Genomic DNA, 18325 nt, shown 5'->3' on the forward strand with positions numbered 1-18325 from the left:
CGTAATGAGCCAACTTTTTCACTCCAGCAAACCGGTCCGCGCCCGGCTGGCCGGTACGCCGCTGCAGCGCTGGGCGACGCGCATGAAAATGCGTCACGGCCGCAAGCTGGCGATCGCGCTGCCTTACGTCTGGCTGGTGCTTTTTTTCCTGCTGCCGTTTTTGATTGTGCTGAAGATCAGCTTCGCCGATATCGCGCGCGCTATTCCGCCCTATACCGAGCTGATTAGCTGGGCTGACGATCAGCTCAATATCGTGCTTAATCTTGGCAACTATCTGACGCTGACCGACGATCCGCTCTATGTGGACGCCTATCTGCAGTCGCTGAAGGTGGCGGCGATCTCGACTCTCATCTGTCTGCTGGTGGGCTATCCGCTCGCCTGGGCGGTCGCGCACAGCAAGCCTTCGATGCGCACCATCCTGCTGCTGCTGGTGATCCTGCCGTCGTGGACCTCTTTCCTGGTGCGCGTCTACGCCTGGATGGGGCTGCTGAATAATAACGGCATCCTGAACCGCTTCCTGATGTGGCTGGGCGTTATCGACCACCCGCTGGTGATCCTCTATACCAATACGGCGGTCTATATCGGTATCGTCTATTGCTACCTGCCGTTTATGGTGCTGCCGATCTATACCGCTCTGACGCGCATCGACTATTCGCTGGTGGAAGCCTCGCTCGATCTCGGCGCGAAGCCGCTGAAAACCTTTTTCAGCGTGATTGTGCCGCTGACCAAAGGCGGCATTATCGCCGGTTCGATGCTGGTCTTTATTCCGGCGGTGGGCGAATACGTTATTCCGGAACTGCTGGGCGGGCCGGACAGCATTATGATTGGCCGTATCCTGTGGCAGGAATTTTTCAACAACCGCGACTGGCCGGTCGCCTCGGCGCTGGCGGTGATTATCCTGCTGATTTTGATTTTGCCTATCGTCTGGTTCCATAAGCATCAAAACCGTGAAATGGGAGAGAAGGAATGAACCAGCTGCCTGCGATCCGCTCGCCGTGGCGCACCGCCATTCTGCTCTGCGGTTTCCTGTTTCTTTATGCGCCAATGCTGCTGCTGGTGGTCTACTCCTTTAACAGCTCGCAGCTGGTGACGGTATGGGAGAGCTTCTCTTTCCACTGGTATCGCGTGCTGTTTCAGGACGACGCCATGCTTGACGCGGTAGGGCTGAGCCTGACCATCGCCGCGCTGAGCGCTACCATGGCGGTGGTGCTTGGCACGATGGCTGCGGTGGTGGTGGTGCGCTTTGGCCGTTTCCGCGGCCATACCGGCTTCGCCTTTATGCTGACCGCGCCACTGGTGATGCCTGACGTGATCACCGGGCTGTCGCTGCTGCTGCTGTTCGTTGCCATGGGCAACGCTTTTGGCTGGCCGAGCGATCGCGGCATGCTGACCATCTGGCTGGCGCACGTCACCTTCTGTACCGCCTATGTGGCGGTGGTGATCAATTCGCGCCTGCGCGAGCTGGATCGCTCCATCGAAGAGGCGGCGATGGATCTGGGCGCGACGCCGCTGAAGGTTTTCTTCGTGATTACCGTACCGATGATCGCGCCGGCGATCGTTACCGGCTGGCTGCTGGCCTTTACGCTGTCGCTGGACGATCTGGTGATCGCCAGCTTCGTCACCGGGCCTGGCGCGACGACCTTGCCGATGGCGATCTTCGCCACCGTACGGCGCGGCGTAAACCCGGAGATTAACGCGCTGGCCTCGCTCATCCTGTTTGTGGTCGGGCTGGTTGGGTTTATCGCCTGGCGCTGGATGGCGCACGAAGAAAAGCAGCGTGTTCGCGATATTCAGAAAGCCAGACGTGGCTGAAATCCGGAACTTTTGCCACTATAAAAGCGGGCGGAAGTTTTCGCCCGCTTGCGTGTCGTGACGGAGCCTTGCCATGTCGGAAACCCTGAAAAACAGCGATTTTATCTCTCCCGCCCCCGTATCGGTGACGGTCGCGGGCATTGCCATTATCGCCACGCGCTGCCTGAGCGTGCTGATGCTGGCGAACGAGCTGGGCTTTGAGGAGACAGTGAACTTTGTTCACCGCAGCGCGCAGGCCTGGGATTCCACCCTTATCTTTATCGCCAGCCAGCTGATCTTTTTTTATGAGCTGCGCTGCGCCTTTCTGCTGTTGCGCGGCAGCAACCGCGGCCGCTGGGGTTTTCTCGCCACCCAGATCGTGGTGCTGCTCTATATGCTGCTGGCGTCGACCGGCGCTGTCTACCCGGAAATTTTCAGCATCAGCGGCGCGAACAATGCGCAAATTATTCACCATACGCTGATGCAAAAGCTGCCCGATCTGCTGGTGCTGGGACTGCTGTTTGTGCCGGCCAGCAGCCGCGCATTTTTCCGTAAGCGGTGATACAATCGCGCTCCGCCCGACCCCCTGGGAGTAACACAGGCCTTACCCGATGCAATGCGCGCTCTATGACGCCGACCGCTGCCGTTCATGTCAGTGGCTGGAAAAACCCTATTCGCAACAGCTCAGCGACAAGCAGGCGCGGCTGGAAGCGCTGCTGGCGCAGCAGCCGGTAGCGCAGTGGCTGCCGCCGGTGACCTCGGCGCAGCAGGCGTTTCGCAACAAGGCGAAGATGGTGGTCAGCGGCAGCGTGGAGCGTCCGGTGCTGGGCATGGCGCAGCGCGACGGCAGCGCGGTGGATCTCAGCGCCTGTCCACTCTATCCAGAGAGCTTTGCGCCGGTTTTTGCCGCGCTGAAGCCCTTTATCGCCCGAGCGGGCTTAACGCCTTATAACGTGGCGCGCAGGCGCGGCGAGCTGAAATTTCTGCTGCTGACCGAAAGCACCCAGGGCGGCATGATGCTGCGCTTTGTGCTGCGCTCCAGGGAAAAACTGGATCAGCTGCGCGGCGCGCTGCCGTGGCTGCAGCAACAGCTGCCGCAGCTTAAGGTGATCTCTGCAAATATTCAGCCGGTGCATATGGCGATCCTGGAAGGGGATGAGGAGATTGCGCTCACGCCGTCTCAGTCGCTGGCGGAGAGCTTTAATCAGGTGCCGCTCTGGATCCGACCGCAGAGCTTTTTCCAGACTAACCCGCAGGTTGCCGCCGCGCTCTACGCCACGGCGCGCGACTGGGTGCGCGAGCTGCAGATCGGCAGCATGTGGGATCTCTTCTGCGGCGTCGGTGGTTTTGGCCTACACTGCGCCACGCCGCAGATGCAGCTGACCGGCATCGAGATCAGCGCCGAGGCGATCGCCTGCGCGCAGCGTTCGGCGGAGATGCTGGGACTGGAAAAGGTCAGCTTCGCCGCGCTCGACTCCACCGCTTTCGCTACCGGGCGCGACGCGGTGCCCGATCTGGTGCTGGTCAATCCGCCGCGTCGCGGCATCGGCAAAGCGCTGTGCGACTATCTGAGCCGTATGGCGCCCGGCTATATTCTCTACTCCAGCTGCAATCCCGAAAGCATGGCGCAGGATATTGCGCGTCTGGCGGACTATCGCGTGACGCGCGTGCAGCTGTTCGATATGTTTCCGCATACCGCGCATTTTGAGGTGCTGAGCCTGCTGACGCGCCAGGATGCGCAAGAGGGTGGGCCAGCGTCCTGACAGCCTGTACTGAGGACGATGCAGAACCGGTCAGGCTTCAGCCCGCTGGCCCAAAGCGGCGAGTTACTCGGGGAACCACTTCTGATTGAGCTGCTGCAGGACGCCGTTGCTCTTCAGCGTCGCCAGCGCGCCGTTCAGCCTGTCGCGCAGCGCGTCGTTGCCTTTACGCACCGCAATGCCCAGACCAGTGCCGAAGTAAGCCTTATCCGTTACGTGCTCGCCAACCGGGGCTAAATCCGCGTTGGTTTTCAGCCACTGATTCACGACCGCCGTATCGCCGAAGACACCGTCTATACGGCCGTTTTTCATATCGAGAATGGCGTTCTGATAGCTGTCGTAGGCGACGGCGGCGATCTCAGGATGCTTCTCCTGCAGATATTTCTGGTGCGTCGTGCCGTTCTCAACGCCGATACGTTTGCCCTTCAGCGAGGCGAAATCGCTGAACTTGCCTTTGCGCGCGATAACGATAGCGGAGTTGGCGTAGTAGGGCTGGGTGAAATCCACCTGCTTGCTGCGCTCGTCGGTAATATCCATGCCGGAGATGACCGCGTCAAAGCGGCGGAACTTCAGCGACGGGATCAGGCTATCGAACGCATTATTGGTAAAGGTGCACTCCGCCTTTAACTGCTGGCAGAGCGCCTTCGCCAGATCGATATCGTATCCTACGATCTGGTTGTCGCGATCCAGCGATTCAAACGGGGGATAGGTAGCGGAAGAGGCGAAGCGAATTGTCTCCGCCGCGTGGGCGCTCATTGCCAGAGTCGCCAGCGCGGCGGCAAGGATCCATTTTTTCATCGTGTAACTCCTGAAAGCCATACCAGAGGCGGAACGGTTGACACGATGCCAGCAAATGAATCTTTATGCAATATTCGTGCGTAAAAAATTAAAAAGGCGAGCATTGCTCGCCTGGATATTAACTTCTGCGCTCAAAGGCCAGCGCGCGCCGCTCAATCAGCCGCATCATCAGCGTCAGCAGACCATTCACCACCAGATAAACCAGCCCGGCGGCGGCGAACACCATCACGTCATAGGTTCGGCCATAAAGCAGCTGACCGTGGCCCATCACTTCCATCAGCGTAATGGTGTAGGCAAGCGACGTGCCTTTAAACACCAGCACCACCTCGTTGGAGTAGGAGGAGAGGGCGCGTTTAAACGCATAGGGCAGCAGAATGCGCAGCGTATCTTTACGGCTCATTCCCAGCGCGGCGCAGGATTGCCACTGACCTGCCGGAATGGCGCGCATCGCGCCGTAAAACAGCTGCGTGGTATAGGCGGCGCTGTTGAGCGACAGCGCCAGCATGGCGCAGAGCCACGGCTGCGACAGCAGATGCCACAGCCAGGGAATGCTTTGCAGGCTGGGGAACTGGCCGGGGCCGTAGTAGATCAGGAAGATCTGCACCAGCAGCGGCGTGCCGGTAAACAGGGTGATATATATTTTCACCAGCGGATTCAGCAGCGGCGTTTTCAGCGACAGCACGACGGTAAAAAGCAGCGCCAGCGCCAGCGCCACCAGCAGCGACGCCAGCGTCAGCGTCAGGCTGGTATGCAGCCCTTTCAGGATCTCAGGCAGGTAGCTCAGCATCAGCTATTTCCTCGCTCGAAGCGGGTAGTGCGCAGCTCGATACGGCGCAGCACCGCCTGGCTCAGCAGCGTAATCACCAGATAGATGGCCGCCGCAATCAGAAACCAGGTAAAAGGCTCCTGGGTGCGGGTCGCAATGCTTTTGGTTTGCAGCATCAGATCGTTAACGCTGATCAGCGATACCAGCGCAGTATCTTTCAGCAGCACCAGCCACTGGTTGCCGAGGCCCGGCAGCGCGTGACGCCACATCTGCGGCATAATCAGGCGCAGAAAAATAGCGGACTTTTTCATGCCCAGCGCCTGACCCGACTCCCATTGACCCTGCGGCACCGCCTTCAGCGCGCCGCGCAGAGTTTGCGAGGCGTAGGCGGAGTAGAGGATCGCCAGCGCGATGACCCCACACAGAAAAGGACTGACGTCGAAGTTTTCGATCGCCACCTGCACCGGCAGCTTAAACAGGCCAAAATTCAGGGTAAAGCCGTCGGAAAGCACCAGCAGCAGCTGCGAAGCGCCGAAGTAGATAAACAGCACCACCAGGATCTCCGGCAGGCCGCGGATCAGCGTAACCAGCGCTGTGCCGATCCACGCCAGCGGCTTAAACCGCAGCGATTCCCAGCCGGCAAAAATCATCGCCAGCGCAAGGCCGGCGATCAGGGCGCAAACAGCGAGGCCGACGGTCATGCCGGCGGCGCTGGCGAGAGGATAGAGCTCACTCATCGGTAATTACTGCTGGAACCATTTGCTGTAGATGGTTTTGTAGGTGCCGTCGGCCTTCACCTTATCCAGCGCGGCGTTAAACTTCGCCTGCAGATCGGTATTGCCCTGACGTACGGCGATGCCGAGACCTGTGCCGAAGTAAGCTTTGTCAGTCACTTTGTCACCGACCGCCGCCAGGTTTGCGTTCTGCTTCAGCCACTCGTTAACGACCGCCGTGTCGCCAAATACCGCGTCGATACGGCCGTTTTTCAGGTCCAGCACCGCGTTCTGGTAGCTGTCGTAAGGCACAGTGGTGATGTCGGCATGCTGATCGTTGAGGTATTTCTGGTGCGTCGTGCCGTTCTGTACGCCGACGCGCTTGCCTTTCAGCGCGGCCACATCGGCCACCTTGCCTTTCTGCGCGATAAACAGCGCGGAGTTGTCATAGTAAGGCTTGCTGAACAGCACCTGCTTTTCACGCTCCGGGGTGATATCCATACCGGCCATTACCGCATCGAAACGGCGAAACTTCAGGCTCGGGATCAGGCTGTCGAACGCCTGGTTGGTAAAGGTGCAGGTCGCGTTCATCTCTTTACAGAGCGCATTCGCCAGGTCGACGTCAAAGCCCTGAATCTTGTTGCTGGAATCGACAAACTCAAACGGAGGATAGGAGGCTTCGGTGGCGAAGCGAATAGTCTGGGCAGCAGACGCGCTCAGGCTCAGACCAGCAAGCAGTGCAGCAAGGACGATTTTTTTCATTTAGAGCTTCCTGACTTAGTGCGAAAGATAATGTGCAAACGCCTCGGTTTGCGGCTGTGTAAATCGGCTGGCGTCACCCTGCTCCACGATATGGCCGTTCTCCATATAGACCACGCGGCTGGCGGTTTTACGGGCGACTTCTACTTCGTGCGTGACGATAACCTGGGTAATGTGCGTCTGGGCGAGTTCGCGGATAATGCTGACGATCTGCGCGGTAATTTCCGGATCGAGCGCGGCGGTCGGCTCATCGAACAGCAGCACCTGCGGCTCCATCATCAGGGCGCGCGCGATGGCAACACGCTGCTGCTGGCCGCCGGAGAGGTGCAGCGGAAAACGTTCGGCGTAGGACGTCAGGCGCAGGCGATCCAGCAGCTTGTCGGCGCGCGCGCGGGCGTCCGCTTTGCTGAGGCCCAGCACGCGACACGGCGCTTCGATCAGGTTCTGCACCACGGTCAGGTGCGGCCAGAGATTATATTGCTGGAAGACCATACCGACATTCTGACGCAGTTCGCGGATGGCGGCGTCAGAGGGCGTTTTGCTGAAGTCGAAATGATTACCGGCGATTTTCAGGCTGCCCGAGCGAGGCTGCTCCAGCAGGTTAAGCACGCGCAGGAGTGAACTTTTCCCCGCGCCGCTTGGGCCGAGCAGCACCAGCGTTTCGCCTTGCGGGCAATCCAGATTGATGTCAAACAGCGCCTGGTGGGCGCCGTAAAAGCAGTTAATCCCGTTTAGTTGAATACTCATGCGCAAATTTTGAATAGCCATTAGTGCCGCGAATCTTAACCGCACCAGAATAGTTATGCAAATGAAGTGGGTTAAAATTTATTAAACCGCAGGGAAACAGTTAAAGCGTAGCACAATATCGCGCCACTCAGCGTAGTCAGGCCAGGCAGGCGACGATGGTGTAAAAAAATGCGCCGCTGGTTAGCGGCGCGCGTCATAAAAGAACGGTTATTTCTTTGCCTGCTCCAGCGCCTGGCTCAGGGTACCGCCGCCCGGATGCGGCCAGTCGGCGACGTAGCGCACGTCATCCACGACCCAGCAGGTGCCTTCGCGAATCATCAATACCTCATCCTGCCAGCTTTTGCCGTCGCGGCTCAGCTCGACGCGCAGCGGAATATTGCGCGCGTCGCGGTTCGGGATGGTAGAGCTGTCCGCCACGCTGGCGGCGGTTGGCCCTTGCGGCAGGCTGGAAAAGAGATCGCCGCTGCGCCACTGCGCCGTAGCCTTGCTGCCTTGCGCGTTCGCCTGCTGCAGCGCCTGATAGAGGCGTTCGCTCAGGTAAGGGCGGTACTTCGCCAGTTGATCGCTGCCGGGCAGGCCTTGCGTTGGCTGCTGGATGCGCAGATCGTAAAACTGCTGCGCGACGCTGTCAGGGCCGCCGTCGACGCAGGGTGCGGTGCGTGGGCCATTGTCCTTGATCACCGGCTCGACCGTCGTACAGGCGGAGAGCAGCAGTGCGGCGGGAAGCAGCAGCGCAAAGGCTTTGTTTCTCATCTCGATTTCCTTATTGTCTCTGGCAAAGCGTCATTTTTAGCATAGAGTATAGCCGTGCTTTTTAGTCGAAAGAGCCTTGCACGCCATTTCATATAAGGAGAGAGCGATGAAATTTTCCACCACGCCCACCCTGGAAGGACACAGCATCAGCGACTACTGCGGCGTCGTTACCGGCGAAGCTATCCTCGGCGCGAACATTTTCCGCGACTTTTTCGCTGGTATCCGCGATGTGGTCGGCGGACGTTCCGGCGCCTATGAGAAAGAGCTGCGCAAGGCGCGTGAAATCGCCTTTGAAGAGCTGGAAGCGCAGGCGAAATCGCTGGGCGCCAACGCGGTGGTCGGTATTGATATCGATTATGAAACCGTGGGCAAGGACGGCAGCATGCTGATGGTCAGCGTGACCGGTACGGCGGTGATCCTGCGTTGAGGCTGTTGCTGGCGGCGCTGCTGCTGCTGCTGCTGGCGGGATGCCACAGCGGAGTAGAATCGCGGCAGGGCTACTGGGTTGATACGCAGCATCCCGCTTACGGCGCCAGGCCGCGTATTAAGGTGGTTGTCATTCACTATACCGCCGAAGATTTTCCCTCTTCGCTGGCGACGCTGACCGATCGCGACGTCAGCGCCCACTACCTGATTCCTCGCCAGCCGCCGCAGCGCGCCGGAAAACATGTGGTCTGGCAGCTGGTGCCGGAGAACCAGCTCGCCTGGCATGCTGGCCCTAGCTTCTGGCGCGGCGCAACGCGCATTAACGATACTTCGATCGGCATTGAGCTGGTGAATCGCGGCTACACGCGCACGTTAACCGGGCGCGACTGGCAGCCCTTTACCGACGCGCAGATCGCCGCGCTGATACCCTTGCTGAAGGATATTGCTCAACGCTACGCCATTGCGCCGGAGAATATTGTCGGCCACAGCGATGTCGCGCCGCAGCGCAAGCAGGATCCCGGCCCGCTGTTTCCCTGGCGTCAGCTGGCGCAGCAGGGCATCGGCGCCTGGCCGGAGGCGGCTCGCGTGCAGCGCTATTTAGCGGGAAGGTCGGCAACAGCGCCAGTAGAAGCAGAAACGCTGCTGTCGGCGCTGTCGCGCTACGGCTATGACGTCAGCGGCGCGACTACGCCGCGCCAGCAACAGCAGCTGATCGCGGCGTTCCAGATGCATTTTCGTCCAGCGGACTATCGCGGCCTGCCGGATGCGGAAACCCTGGCGATAGCCGAAGCGCTGCTGGAGAAGTATGGCGGTTCACGCTGCAGGAACGCTTTCCAGTCCGCCACCAGCTGCTCCAGCGCATGACGATCGACATCAAGATGCGTCACGATACGCGTCACCGGCCCGACGCTTAACAATACGTCGCGCTGGGCGAACCAGCTTTGCAGCGGCTGGACCTGCTCGGCGGGCACGCGTACGAACAGCATATTAGTCTGCTGATCCACCACCTCAACGCCCGCCTGCTGCAGCTGCTGGCCGAGCCACGCGGCGTTGTCGTGATCCTCTTTCAGACGCGCCACATTGTGCTGCAGCGCATAGAGACCGGCTGCCGCCAGAATGCCCGCCTGGCGCATACCGCCGCCCGCCATTTTGCGCCAGCGGCGGGCGCGTTCGATATAGGCCTTATCACCGCACAGCAGCGATCCCACCGGCGTGCCCAGTCCTTTCGACAGGCAGATAGTCAGGGTATCGCAGTAGCGCGCGATCGCTTCCAGCGTAACGTTTTGCGCCACCACCGCGTTAAAGATGCGCGCGCCGTCGATATGCAGCGCCAGTTTGCGTTCGCGGCTGAAGTCAAAGGCGCGGGCAAGATAGTCGAGCGGCAGCACCTTGCCGTGGTGGGTATTTTCCAGGCTGAGCAGGCGAGTCCGCGCAAAGTGAATATCGTCCGGCTTGATGGCGGCCGCGACTAAATCGAGCGGCAGCGTGCCATCGTCGGCAGCGAGGATCGGCTGCGGCTGAATGCTGCCCAGCACCGCCGCGCCGCCCGCTTCATATTTGTAGTTATGCGCCTGCTGGCCGACGATATATTCATCGCCGCGTTCGCAGTGGCTCAGCAGCGCCACCAGATTCGCCTGGGTGCCGGTAGGGAAGAATAGCGCGGCCTCTTTGCCGCTGAGGCGCGCGGCTTCCGCCTCAAGCGCATTCACGGTCGGGTCGTCGCGATAGACGTCGTCGCCGGTTTCGGCGGCCATCATCGCCTGCAACATCGCGGCGCTGGGCCGGGTCACGGTATCACTGCGTAAATCGATCACGTTGCTCTCCTGAGAAAAGAAAAACGGGCGTAAACGCCCGTTAAGATTAACAACAGGTGCCGAAGCGGGTGACATGAGCCGTTCGCAAGGAGGCGCAAGGCATCCCTGACGCGGGATGCTTTGCTCTTCTGCCCATGACACCCACTTTTCAGACTTCCAGCGCGCTGAAAAGAGCATCAGCGCCCGCCGTTCTCTTTCTCTTTTACCGCAGCCAGTTGGTTTTCGCCAGCTCCACTACTTCATCGCCGCGACCATTCAGAATCGCACGCAGCATATAGATACTGAAGCCTTTCGCTTGCTCCATCTTGATTTGCGGCGGCATCGCCAGCTCTTCTTTGGCGGTGATGACATCTACCAGCACCGGGCCGGGATGGGCAAAGGCCTGCTCCAGCGCGCCGTTAAGCTCAGAGGCTTTTTCCACGCGTATGCCCTTAATACCGCAGGCTTCGGCGATGGCGGCGAAGTCAGGGTTATCCAGCTCGGTACCGTCGGTGAGGTAGCCGCCCGCCTTCATCTCCATGGCGACAAAGCCCAGCACGCTGTTGTTAAAGATCACCAGCTTCACCGGCAGCTTGAGCTGCGCCAGGGTGATAAAGTCGCCCATCAGCATGCTAAAGCCGCCGTCGCCGCACAGCGCCACCACCTGTCGATCGCGGTTCAGCGCCTGAGCGCCAAGCGCCTGCGGCATGGCATTGGCCATCGAACCGTGGTTGAAAGAGCCCAGCAGGCGGCGACGTCCGTTCATCTTCAGATAGCGCGCGGCCCAGACGGTGGGCGTGCCGACGTCGCAGGTAAAAATCGCGTCATCGCTGGCGTAGTGGCTAATCTGCTGCGCCAGATACTGCGGATGGATCGCCTGTTTGTCATTGGCGTTAGCCAGCTCATCCAGCCCTTTGCGCGCATCGGCGTAATGTTCCAGCGCGCTGTCGAGATGATGACGATCGCTTTTCTTCACCAGTCGCGGCAGCAGCGCCTGCAGCGTCGGCTTCACCGCGCCGACATACGCCTGATCGAGATGGCAGTGCGCGCCGAGACTGCCGGGATTGATATCAATCTGAATGATTTTCGCGTGTTCCGGATAGAAGGCGCGATAGGGGAATTTGGTGCCGAGCAACAGCAGCGTATCGGCATTCATCATGGCGTGATAGCCGGAGGAGAAGCCGATCAGCCCGGTCATGCCGACATCATACGGGTTGTCATACTCCAGATGCTCTTTGCCGCGCAGCGCATGAACTATCGGCGCCTTGAGCGTCTCCGCCAGCCGCACCACTTCGTCATGCGCGCCGGCGCAGCCGCTGCCGCACAGTAACGTGATATTGCCGGCGTCGTTCAGGGTTTGTGCCAGCAGCGCCAGCTCGCTCTCCTGCGGCACAACCTGCGGCAGCTGCGGGGGATACCACTCAGCGGAGGCGCTCTCCGGCGCAGGCTTCAATGCCACATCGCCCGGCAGGACCACGACTGATACGCCGCGATTCAGGATCGCCTTGCGCATTGCGATGCCCAGCACCTGCGGCAGTTGCTCCGGGCTGGACACCAGCTCGCAGTAGTGGCTGCACTCGCGGAATAGCTCCTGCGGATGGGTCTCCTGAAAATAGCCGCTGCCAATCTCGCTGGAAGGAATATGCGCGGCGATTGCCAGCACCGGCACGCGGTTGCGGTGGCAGTCGAACAGGCCATTAATCAGATGCAGGTTGCCAGGCCCACAGGAACCGGCGCACACCGCTAGCTCACCGCTGACGTGGGCTTCTGCGCCAGCGGCAAAGGCGGCAACCTCTTCATGTCGCGTCGGCATCCATTCGATAGTGCCCATGCGGTTCAGGCTGTCGCTCAGCCCATTCAGGGAGTCTCCGGTCACCCCCCAGATACGTTTTACACCTGCGTTTTCCAGCGTTTTCGCGATCAGCGCCGCAACGGTCTGTTTCATCGTGTTCTCCTCTGGCGGTAAGCCATCTTCCCGATGGCGGACAAAAGAAAAAGACTAGACAAGCTTTCACATTTCCAGCCGTGAAAAAGTGCGCTGCATTAGCCGTGAAACAGTGCGCTGTACGTCAGGCAGAGAAAAAGGCGATCAGCAGCGGCGCCAGCAGGCTCATCACAAAACCGTGTACTATGGCTGCCGGGACAATCTCATTACCGCCCGCACGCTGCAGCACTGGCAGGGTGAAATCCATCGCTGTCGCGCCGCACAGGCCCAGCGCGCAGGAGCGATGCCGGGCGATCAAGGCCGGGATCAGCATAATAGCGGTCAGCTCGCGCAGCAGATCGTTAAAAAATGCGGCGCTGCCGATCACCGGGCCGAACGCCTCGGTCATCAGAATGCCGGAGAGGGAGTACCAGCCGAAACCGCTGGCCAGCGCCAGGCCGGTTTTCAGCGGCAGCCCCAGCAGCGCGGCGGCAATCACGCCGCCCAGCAGCGCGCTCAACAGCACCACGACCGATACCAGCATGCCGCGGCGATTAAGCAGAATCTGACGCAGCGTCATGCCGCTGCCGCGCAGCTGTATGCCGACAAGAAACAGCAAAAAGATCAGCGCGTACTCGCTGGCGGTTGAGGCGTGGCGCAAAAAGGCAAGCTGCGTCAGTCCAGTGAGAAAGCCCACCACCACCACGCCGCACAGCGTGAGCGAATCGAGCGCCATTCGCAGCCGCGACGGCAGGGTTTCCTGTTTATGCTTATGCTGCCAGGGGCGATTTTTTTCCAGCAGGCGCAGCGCCAGCAGGTTGCACAGCAGGATCGCCAGCGCGCTTACCAGCGCGATATGAAACACGCTCAAGAGGTTGCTGCTGAGATTATCAAGAAAGGCGAGACTGATACCCATAAAAAACAGGATGATATAGACCATCCAGCCCAGCAGGCGATTCACCAGTCGTAAAAAAACGGGCTGATGCAGCGGCAGCAGCCAGCCCACCACCAGCGGCAGCAGAATGATAAGGAGTCCAGAATACATAACAGATGCTTTTCCTTGCAGAGAGTGCCGACACGCTAGCGAAAAAGGCTGATAGAGTAAACCCTTGCATAACAGCAGCCTGAATGAACCTGAGGATGGACGCCGATGATTCTGGAACATATCGAAATTACCGGGTTTCGCGGCATTAATCATTTATCGCTGCCGCTCACCCAGACTAACGTACTTATTGGAGAGAACGCCTGGGGTAAATCGAGTTTGCTGGACGCGATGAGCCTGCTGCTTGCACCGCAGGAAACCTTTTATTCGTTCACCCGGCACGATTTTCACTTTACGCCAGGCAACAGCGAGACGCGGATGCGGCGGCTGCAGGTCGTGTTCCATTTTCGCGACGACAACGAGGAGCAGGATGCAGTTTTCTCGCCGTTCTGGCAGCGCGACGCGCAGGGGGTGCGGCGGCTCTACTTCAGCACCCGCGCGCGGCTACGCGAAACGGAAGTCACCGCCTCGCGCCGCTTTTTGCGCGCCGACGGCGAGGTGTTGCCGCTGGCGGGCAGCGAGGAGGCGATAAGGCAGCTGGTGCGGCTGCATCCGGTGCTGCGTCTGCGCGATGCCCGCTTTAGCCGACGCTCGCGCCATGACGAAAGCGATGCGCAGGCGCGGAGCGCCCAGCTGAACGCCTTAGCGGGGGATATCGACAGCCTGACGCGCCAGCTGGCGTCGCAGCCGCACCAACTCAGCGATGAAACGCTGCGGCAGGGCGTAGCGACCATGCAGCAGCTGATGGAGCACTACTTTCTGGTGCTGCAACCCGCTGACGGCCGCGCCCGGCGCAGCGATCCGCATAGGCGCGATGGGGCACACGGCTGGCGCGCGCTGGATCGGCTCAACCAGCTTATCGGCGAAACGGATTCGCGCAGCCGTCAGATCGTTCTGCTGCGCATGTTCGTTCTGCTGGCGCAGGCGCGCGGCGCGGCGACGCTCTCGCCTCAGGCGCGTCCCCTGTTGCTGATTGAAGATCCGGAAACCCGGCTGCATCCGATTATGCTGTCGGTGACCTGGAATCTGCTCGATCTTATTCCGCTGCAGAAAATTGCGACCACCAACTCCGGCGAGTTGCTGTCGCTGACACCGGTAGAAAACGTCTGCCGTCTGGTGCGCGAGCCGACGCGCGTCGCCGCCTGGCGTATTGGCCCGCAGGGGCTTAGCGCGGAAGCGAGCCGCCGTATCGGCTTTCATATTCGCGTTAACCGTCCGTCGGCCCTGTTCGCCCGTTGCTGGCTGCTGGTGGAAGGGGAAACCGAAGTGTGGATTATCAATGAGCTGGCGCGTCAGTGCGGCTATCACTTCGCGGCGGAAGGCGTAAAAGTGATTGAGTTTGCGCAATCCGGCCTGAAGCCGCTGCTGAAATTCGCCGCGCGCATGGGCATCGCCTGGCATGTGCTGACCGATGGAGACGACGCCGGCAATAAATATGCCGCCACGACGCGCAGCCAGCTTCAGCCGCATGATGAAAGCGAGCACTATCTGACCCAACTGCCGGCGCTGGATATGGAGCACTTTCTTTTCAAAGCGGGTTTCCAGGAAGTTTATCTGCAGATGGCGCACCTGCCGTTAAATGTTGCCATGAGTCCCAGGCGTATCATTACCAAAGCTCTCCAGCACGCCTCCAAGCCGGAGCTGGCAATCGCCGTGGCGACGGCCGCCGCCGAACGCGGAGAGGAGGCGATGCCGCCGCTGATGCGCCAGATGTTTTCCCGCGTAATGTGGCTGGCGCGCGGCAAGGCGGATTAACCGCACGTGCGCAAGAAAATAAAATGCCAGCGACACGGCTGGCATTTTTTGGGGGAGCGTTCAGAATGGGGTGATAGCAGTTCAGGCGTGCTGTACAGCGTCCACCGGCACGATCAGGCTGGCATGATTGCCTTTCGGGCCTTGATGAACATCAAACTGAACTTGTTGGCCGGCTTTTAATGTTCTGTAACCATCCATCTGAATCGTAGAGTAGTGCGCGAAGATATCTTCTCCGCCACCGATCGGACAGATAAAGCCGAAGCCCTTAGCGTTATTGAACCATTTAACAGTACCCGTCTCCATGCTTTTACTTCCCTCGCAAGACATTTGATAACCAGGTGAGTAAATTGAAGCTGGGGTCGAGTTTGTTTAAAACTCAATCAGCTTGTGTCTGTAGAATGTAGAGAAAGAGACCCTGGCGTCAAGCAAACCACCAGAGAGCGCGGGGATAAAATCATTAAAATTTGAAGCGGTTAACGCTATTGCGAATTTTGTGATACAGGTCGCGCGCGGTTTTTTTCGCAAAAAATCACGGTGGCGGAGGGGTGCTTGACAAGCGTGTTAAACTCTACGTATGGACAGTTAACCGTCCGTACCGATGTGCAGAATTTCAACGGAACATTATGGCAAATACTAACGACTGGCTTAACTTTGAACACCTGGCCGAAGACAAAGCGAAAGAGGGGCTGCAGCCGCCCTCTATGTATAAAGTCATTCTGAATAATGACGATTATACACCTATGGAATTTGTTATTGACGTTCTGCAAAAGTTCTTTTCTTATGATGTTGAACGTGCAACGCAACTGATGCTGAAAGTTCACTACCACGGGAAAGCGATCTGCGGTGTTTTTACCGCCGAAGTGGCGGAGACCAAAGTCGCTATGGTGAACAATTACGCACGGGAGAATCAGCATCCATTGCTGTGTACGCTGGAAAAAGCCTGAACTCGCCCTCATATAGTGAAGGTGAGGTTGTCAGAGCGATAATTGGGGGAGGTGCCTAATGCTCAATCAAGAACTGGAACTCAGTTTAAACATGGCTTTCGCCAGAGCGCGTGAGCACCGTCATGAGTTTATGACCGTCGAGCATTTGTTGCTGGCACTGCTCAGCAACCCGTCGGCCAGAGAGGCACTGGAAGCCTGTACCGTCGATCTTGTCGCGCTGCGGCAAGAACTCGAAGCTTTCATCGAACAAACCACACCGGTGCTGCCCGCCAGTGAAGGAGAGCGCGATACCCAACCCACGCTCAGCTTCCAGCGCGTACTGCAGCGCGCGGTATTCCATGTCCAGTCATCGGGTCGCAGCGAAGTCGCTGGCGCCAATGTGCTGGTCGCCATCTTCAGCGAGCAGGAGTCGCAAGCGGCTTATCTGCTGCGCAAACATGAAGTCAGCCGTCTCGACGTGGTGAACTTCATTTCTCACGGTACGCGCAAAGATGAACCTGGTCAGGCGCCGCACAGTGAGAATCCGGTTAACGAAGAGCAAGCAGGCGGGGAGGATCGTATGGAAAACTTCACCACCAATCTCAATCAGCTTGCTCGCGTCGGCGGAATCGATCCGCTGATTGGTCGCGACAAAGAGCTGGAGCGCACCATTCAGGTACTGTGCCGTCGTCGTAAAAACAACCCGCTGCTGGTGGGCGAATCGGGCGTTGGTAAAACCGCCATTGCAGAAGGTCTCGCCTGGCGTATCGTGCAGGGCGACGTGCCGGAAGTGATGAAGGATTGCACCATCTATTCGCTTGATATCGGTTCGCTGCTGGCGGGCACGAAATATCGCGGCGACTTTGAGAAGCGCTTCAAAGCCTTGCTGAAACAGCTGGAGCAGGACAACAGCAGCATCCTGTTTATCGATGAGATTCACACCATCATCGGCGCAGGCGCGGCTTCCGGCGGTCAGGTGGATGCGGCTAACCTGATTAAGCCGCTGCTCTCCAGCGGTAAAATTCGCGTGATGGGTTCCACCACCTATCAGGAGTTCAGCAATATCTTCGAAAAAGATCGCGCTCTGGCGCGCCGCTTCCAGAAGATCGATATCACTGAGCCGACGATGGACGAAACCGTTCAGATCCTGAACGGGCTGAAGCCAAAATATGAAGCGCACCACGATGTGCGTTATACCGCGAAAGCGGTGCGCGCAGCGGTTGAGCTGGCGGTGAAATATATCAACGACCGTCATCTGCCAGATAAGGCGATCGATGTGATCGACGAGGCTGGCGCGCGGGCGCGCCTGATGCCGGCCAGCAAGCGCAAGAAAACCATCAACGTGGCGGATATTGAGTCCGTGGTGGCGCGTATCGCGCGTATTCCTGAGAAGAGCGTTTCGGCAACCGACCGCGACACGCTGAAAAATCTCGGCGATCGCCTGAAAATGCTGGTGTTCGGCCAGGATAACGCCATTGAAGCGCTGACTGAAGCGATCAAAATGAGCCGCGCCGGGCTGGGCCAGGAGCGTAAACCTGTCGGTTCCTTCCTGTTCGCCGGCCCGACTGGCGTAGGGAAAACCGAGGTAACGGTACAGCTGGCGAAAGCGCTGGGCATTGAGCTGCTGCGTTTCGATATGTCTGAGTATATGGAACGTCATACGGTCAGCCGCCTGATTGGTGCGCCTCCGGGCTATGTCGGCTTCGATCAGGGCGGTCTGCTGACCGATGCGGTGATTAAACATCCGCATGCGGTGGTGCTGCTCGATGAAATCGAGAAGGCACATCCGGATGTCTTTAACCTGCTGCTGCAGGTGATGGACAACGGCATGCTGACGGATAACAACGGCCGTAAGGCTGATTTCCGTAACGTTATTGTGATTCTCACGACCAACGCAGGGGCTGAAACCGCTTCTCGTGCCTCGATCGGCTTCACGTTGCAAGATCACTCAACCGACGCAATGGAAGTTATCAAGAAGAGCTTTACACCGGAGTTCCGTAACCGCCTGGATACCATTATCCAGTTTGGTCGCCTTAGCCACGAAACCATCAAGAGCATCGTGGATAAATTCCTCACTGAGTTGCAAGCTCAGCTGGAAGATAAACGCGTTCAGCTTGAGGTCTCGGATGCTGCCCGCGGCTGGCTGGCTACCAATGGTTATGATCCTCAGATGGGAGCTCGGCCCATGGGTCGTCTCATTCAGGATAAGATCAAGCGGCCGCTGGCTGAAGAGATCTTGTTTGGTGAGTTGGCTGAACATGGAGGGGTGGTTCACATCGATCTCAAGGGTGATGAGTTAGCCTTTGAGTACGAAACTACGGCGGAGCCTGCATAAAGAGGTTGCGCCCACAAAAAAGCCCGGCATATGCCGGGCT

At 58.9% G+C, this 18325-nt stretch carries 19 protein-coding genes; 9 read left to right on the forward strand and 10 right to left on the reverse strand.

Annotated elements, in window-relative coordinates:
• The first annotated feature begins 4 nt into the window (after nucleotides 1-4).
• The 4 genes from potH (at nucleotide 5) to rlmC (ending at nucleotide 3554) form a co-directional block, all read left to right on the forward strand.
• The gene (potH, locus tag B3797_RS05715; RefSeq protein ID WP_120451731.1) at nucleotides 5-970 is read left to right on the forward strand and encodes a putrescine ABC transporter permease PotH; all 966 of its coding nucleotides are present in this window, start codon (nucleotides 5-7) and stop codon (nucleotides 968-970) included.
• Nucleotides 967-1812, forward strand: a complete 846-nt coding sequence (gene potI / locus B3797_RS05720) for a putrescine ABC transporter permease PotI (protein ID WP_120451733.1) — start codon at nucleotides 967-969, stop codon at nucleotides 1810-1812. Before potH ends, potI begins: the two co-directional genes overlap by 4 nt.
• A gap of 73 nt (nucleotides 1813-1885) precedes the next feature.
• Nucleotides 1886-2353, forward strand: coding sequence for a YbjO family protein (locus B3797_RS05725; protein ID WP_311781880.1), 468 nt, complete (start codon nucleotides 1886-1888; stop codon nucleotides 2351-2353).
• 49 nt (nucleotides 2354-2402) lie between these two features.
• On the forward strand, nucleotides 2403-3554 hold the full coding sequence (gene rlmC / locus B3797_RS05730; RefSeq protein WP_311790610.1) for a 23S rRNA (uracil(747)-C(5))-methyltransferase RlmC: 1152 nt from the start codon (nucleotides 2403-2405) through the stop codon (nucleotides 3552-3554).
• Nucleotides 3555-3617: 63 nt separating this feature from the next.
• On the opposite strand, the gene B3797_RS05735 is transcribed toward rlmC, so the two are convergent.
• The 6 genes from B3797_RS05735 to B3797_RS05760 form a co-directional block, all read right to left on the reverse strand.
• Nucleotides 3618-4349: an arginine ABC transporter substrate-binding protein gene (locus B3797_RS05735; protein ID WP_311781878.1), complete on the reverse strand. Its 732-nt coding sequence runs from the start codon at nucleotides 4347-4349 to the stop codon at nucleotides 3618-3620.
• Nucleotides 4350-4467: 118 nt separating this feature from the next.
• Nucleotides 4468-5136: an arginine ABC transporter permease ArtM gene (gene artM / locus B3797_RS05740; protein ID WP_311781877.1), complete on the reverse strand. Its 669-nt coding sequence runs from the start codon at nucleotides 5134-5136 to the stop codon at nucleotides 4468-4470.
• Nucleotides 5136-5852, reverse strand: a complete 717-nt coding sequence (gene artQ / locus B3797_RS05745; RefSeq protein WP_311781876.1) for an arginine ABC transporter permease ArtQ — start codon at nucleotides 5850-5852, stop codon at nucleotides 5136-5138. The genes artM and artQ overlap by 1 nt, the downstream gene beginning before the upstream one ends.
• A 6-nt stretch (nucleotides 5853-5858) precedes the next feature.
• Nucleotides 5859-6590 carry an arginine ABC transporter substrate-binding protein gene (gene artJ / locus B3797_RS05750; protein WP_311781875.1) on the reverse strand — a complete coding sequence of 244 codons (732 nt, stop codon included), beginning with the start codon at nucleotides 6588-6590 and terminating at the stop codon, nucleotides 5859-5861.
• 15 nt (nucleotides 6591-6605) lie between these two features.
• Complete coding sequence (gene artP, locus B3797_RS05755; protein WP_311781874.1) at nucleotides 6606-7334, reverse strand: arginine ABC transporter ATP-binding protein ArtP; 729 nt, start codon at nucleotides 7332-7334, stop codon at nucleotides 6606-6608.
• 207 nt (nucleotides 7335-7541) lie between these two features.
• Nucleotides 7542-8087 carry a lipoprotein gene (locus B3797_RS05760; RefSeq protein WP_311781873.1) on the reverse strand — a complete coding sequence of 182 codons (546 nt, stop codon included), beginning with the start codon at nucleotides 8085-8087 and terminating at the stop codon, nucleotides 7542-7544.
• A gap of 106 nt (nucleotides 8088-8193) precedes the next feature.
• Here B3797_RS05760 and B3797_RS05765 point away from each other — a divergent pair, with 106 nt between their 5' ends.
• Both B3797_RS05765 and B3797_RS05770 read left to right on the forward strand, forming a co-directional pair.
• Nucleotides 8194-8514 (forward strand): heavy metal-binding domain-containing protein, encoded by a 321-nt coding sequence (locus B3797_RS05765; protein ID WP_120451752.1) that lies wholly within the window; start codon nucleotides 8194-8196, stop codon nucleotides 8512-8514.
• A complete protein-coding gene (locus tag B3797_RS05770) occupies nucleotides 8511-9377 on the forward strand; it encodes an N-acetylmuramoyl-L-alanine amidase (protein WP_311790611.1) in 867 nt (288 codons plus the stop codon). The genes B3797_RS05765 and B3797_RS05770 overlap by 4 nt, the downstream gene beginning before the upstream one ends.
• Here B3797_RS05770 and ltaE read toward each other — a convergent pair.
• From ltaE to B3797_RS05785, 3 genes are all read right to left on the reverse strand, one after another.
• Complete coding sequence (ltaE, locus tag B3797_RS05775) at nucleotides 9260-10327, reverse strand: low-specificity L-threonine aldolase (protein WP_311790612.1); 1068 nt, start codon at nucleotides 10325-10327, stop codon at nucleotides 9260-9262. The genes B3797_RS05770 and ltaE overlap by 118 nt on opposite strands.
• Before the next feature lie 202 nt (nucleotides 10328-10529).
• On the reverse strand, nucleotides 10530-12251 hold the full coding sequence (poxB, locus tag B3797_RS05780; RefSeq protein ID WP_311790613.1) for a ubiquinone-dependent pyruvate dehydrogenase: 1722 nt from the start codon (nucleotides 12249-12251) through the stop codon (nucleotides 10530-10532).
• 124 nt (nucleotides 12252-12375) lie between these two features.
• A complete protein-coding gene (locus B3797_RS05785; protein WP_311781869.1) occupies nucleotides 12376-13275 on the reverse strand; it encodes a lysine exporter LysO family protein in 900 nt (299 codons plus the stop codon).
• Between the two features lie 105 nt (nucleotides 13276-13380).
• On the opposite strand from B3797_RS05785, the gene B3797_RS05790 reads away from it, so the two are divergent.
• Entirely contained in the window at nucleotides 13381-15027 is a 1647-nt protein-coding gene (locus tag B3797_RS05790; RefSeq protein ID WP_311790614.1) for an ATP-dependent endonuclease, read from the forward strand.
• 81 nt (nucleotides 15028-15108) lie between these two features.
• On the opposite strand, the gene cspD is transcribed toward B3797_RS05790, so the two are convergent.
• A complete protein-coding gene (gene cspD / locus B3797_RS05795; protein ID WP_103795338.1) occupies nucleotides 15109-15330 on the reverse strand; it encodes a cold shock-like protein CspD in 222 nt (73 codons plus the stop codon).
• A gap of 320 nt (nucleotides 15331-15650) precedes the next feature.
• Here cspD and clpS point away from each other — a divergent pair, with 320 nt between their 5' ends.
• Entirely contained in the window at nucleotides 15651-15971 is a 321-nt protein-coding gene (gene clpS, locus B3797_RS05800) for an ATP-dependent Clp protease adapter ClpS (RefSeq protein ID WP_311781867.1), read from the forward strand.
• A gap of 58 nt (nucleotides 15972-16029) precedes the next feature.
• Nucleotides 16030-18285, forward strand: coding sequence for an ATP-dependent Clp protease ATP-binding subunit ClpA (clpA, locus tag B3797_RS05805; RefSeq protein ID WP_311790615.1), 2256 nt, complete (start codon nucleotides 16030-16032; stop codon nucleotides 18283-18285).
• Nucleotides 18286-18325: the final 40 nt, after the last annotated feature.

Origin of the sequence: Pantoea sp. UBA5923, from assembly GCF_002431095.1 — a bacterium.
In the GTDB taxonomy this organism is placed as follows: Bacteria; Pseudomonadota; Gammaproteobacteria; order Enterobacterales; family Enterobacteriaceae; genus Pantoea; species Pantoea piersonii.

Coding starts and splice junctions, on each gene's coding strand:
- potH (WP_120451731.1), top strand. CDS start 5: ATGAGCCAACTTTTTCACTCCAGCAAACCGGTCCGCGCCCGGCTGGCC.
- potI (WP_120451733.1), top strand. CDS start 967: ATGAACCAGCTGCCTGCGATCCGCTCGCCGTGGCGCACCGCCATTCTG.
- B3797_RS05725 (WP_311781880.1), top strand. CDS start 1,886: ATGTCGGAAACCCTGAAAAACAGCGATTTTATCTCTCCCGCCCCCGTA.
- rlmC (WP_311790610.1), top strand. CDS start 2,403: ATGCAATGCGCGCTCTATGACGCCGACCGCTGCCGTTCATGTCAGTGG.
- B3797_RS05735 (WP_311781878.1), bottom strand. CDS start 4,349: ATGAAAAAATGGATCCTTGCCGCCGCGCTGGCGACTCTGGCAATGAGC.
- artM (WP_311781877.1), bottom strand. CDS start 5,136: ATGCTGAGCTACCTGCCTGAGATCCTGAAAGGGCTGCATACCAGCCTG.
- artQ (WP_311781876.1), bottom strand. CDS start 5,852: ATGAGTGAGCTCTATCCTCTCGCCAGCGCCGCCGGCATGACCGTCGGC.
- artJ (WP_311781875.1), bottom strand. CDS start 6,590: ATGAAAAAAATCGTCCTTGCTGCACTGCTTGCTGGTCTGAGCCTGAGC.
- artP (WP_311781874.1), bottom strand. CDS start 7,334: ATGAGTATTCAACTAAACGGGATTAACTGCTTTTACGGCGCCCACCAG.
- B3797_RS05760 (WP_311781873.1), bottom strand. CDS start 8,087: ATGAGAAACAAAGCCTTTGCGCTGCTGCTTCCCGCCGCACTGCTGCTC.
- B3797_RS05765 (WP_120451752.1), top strand. CDS start 8,194: ATGAAATTTTCCACCACGCCCACCCTGGAAGGACACAGCATCAGCGAC.
- poxB (WP_311790613.1), bottom strand. CDS start 12,251: ATGAAACAGACCGTTGCGGCGCTGATCGCGAAAACGCTGGAAAACGCA.
- B3797_RS05785 (WP_311781869.1), bottom strand. CDS start 13,275: ATGTATTCTGGACTCCTTATCATTCTGCTGCCGCTGGTGGTGGGCTGG.
- B3797_RS05790 (WP_311790614.1), top strand. CDS start 13,381: ATGATTCTGGAACATATCGAAATTACCGGGTTTCGCGGCATTAATCAT.
- cspD (WP_103795338.1), bottom strand. CDS start 15,330: ATGGAGACGGGTACTGTTAAATGGTTCAATAACGCTAAGGGCTTCGGC.
- clpS (WP_311781867.1), top strand. CDS start 15,651: ATGGCAAATACTAACGACTGGCTTAACTTTGAACACCTGGCCGAAGAC.
- clpA (WP_311790615.1), top strand. CDS start 16,030: ATGCTCAATCAAGAACTGGAACTCAGTTTAAACATGGCTTTCGCCAGA.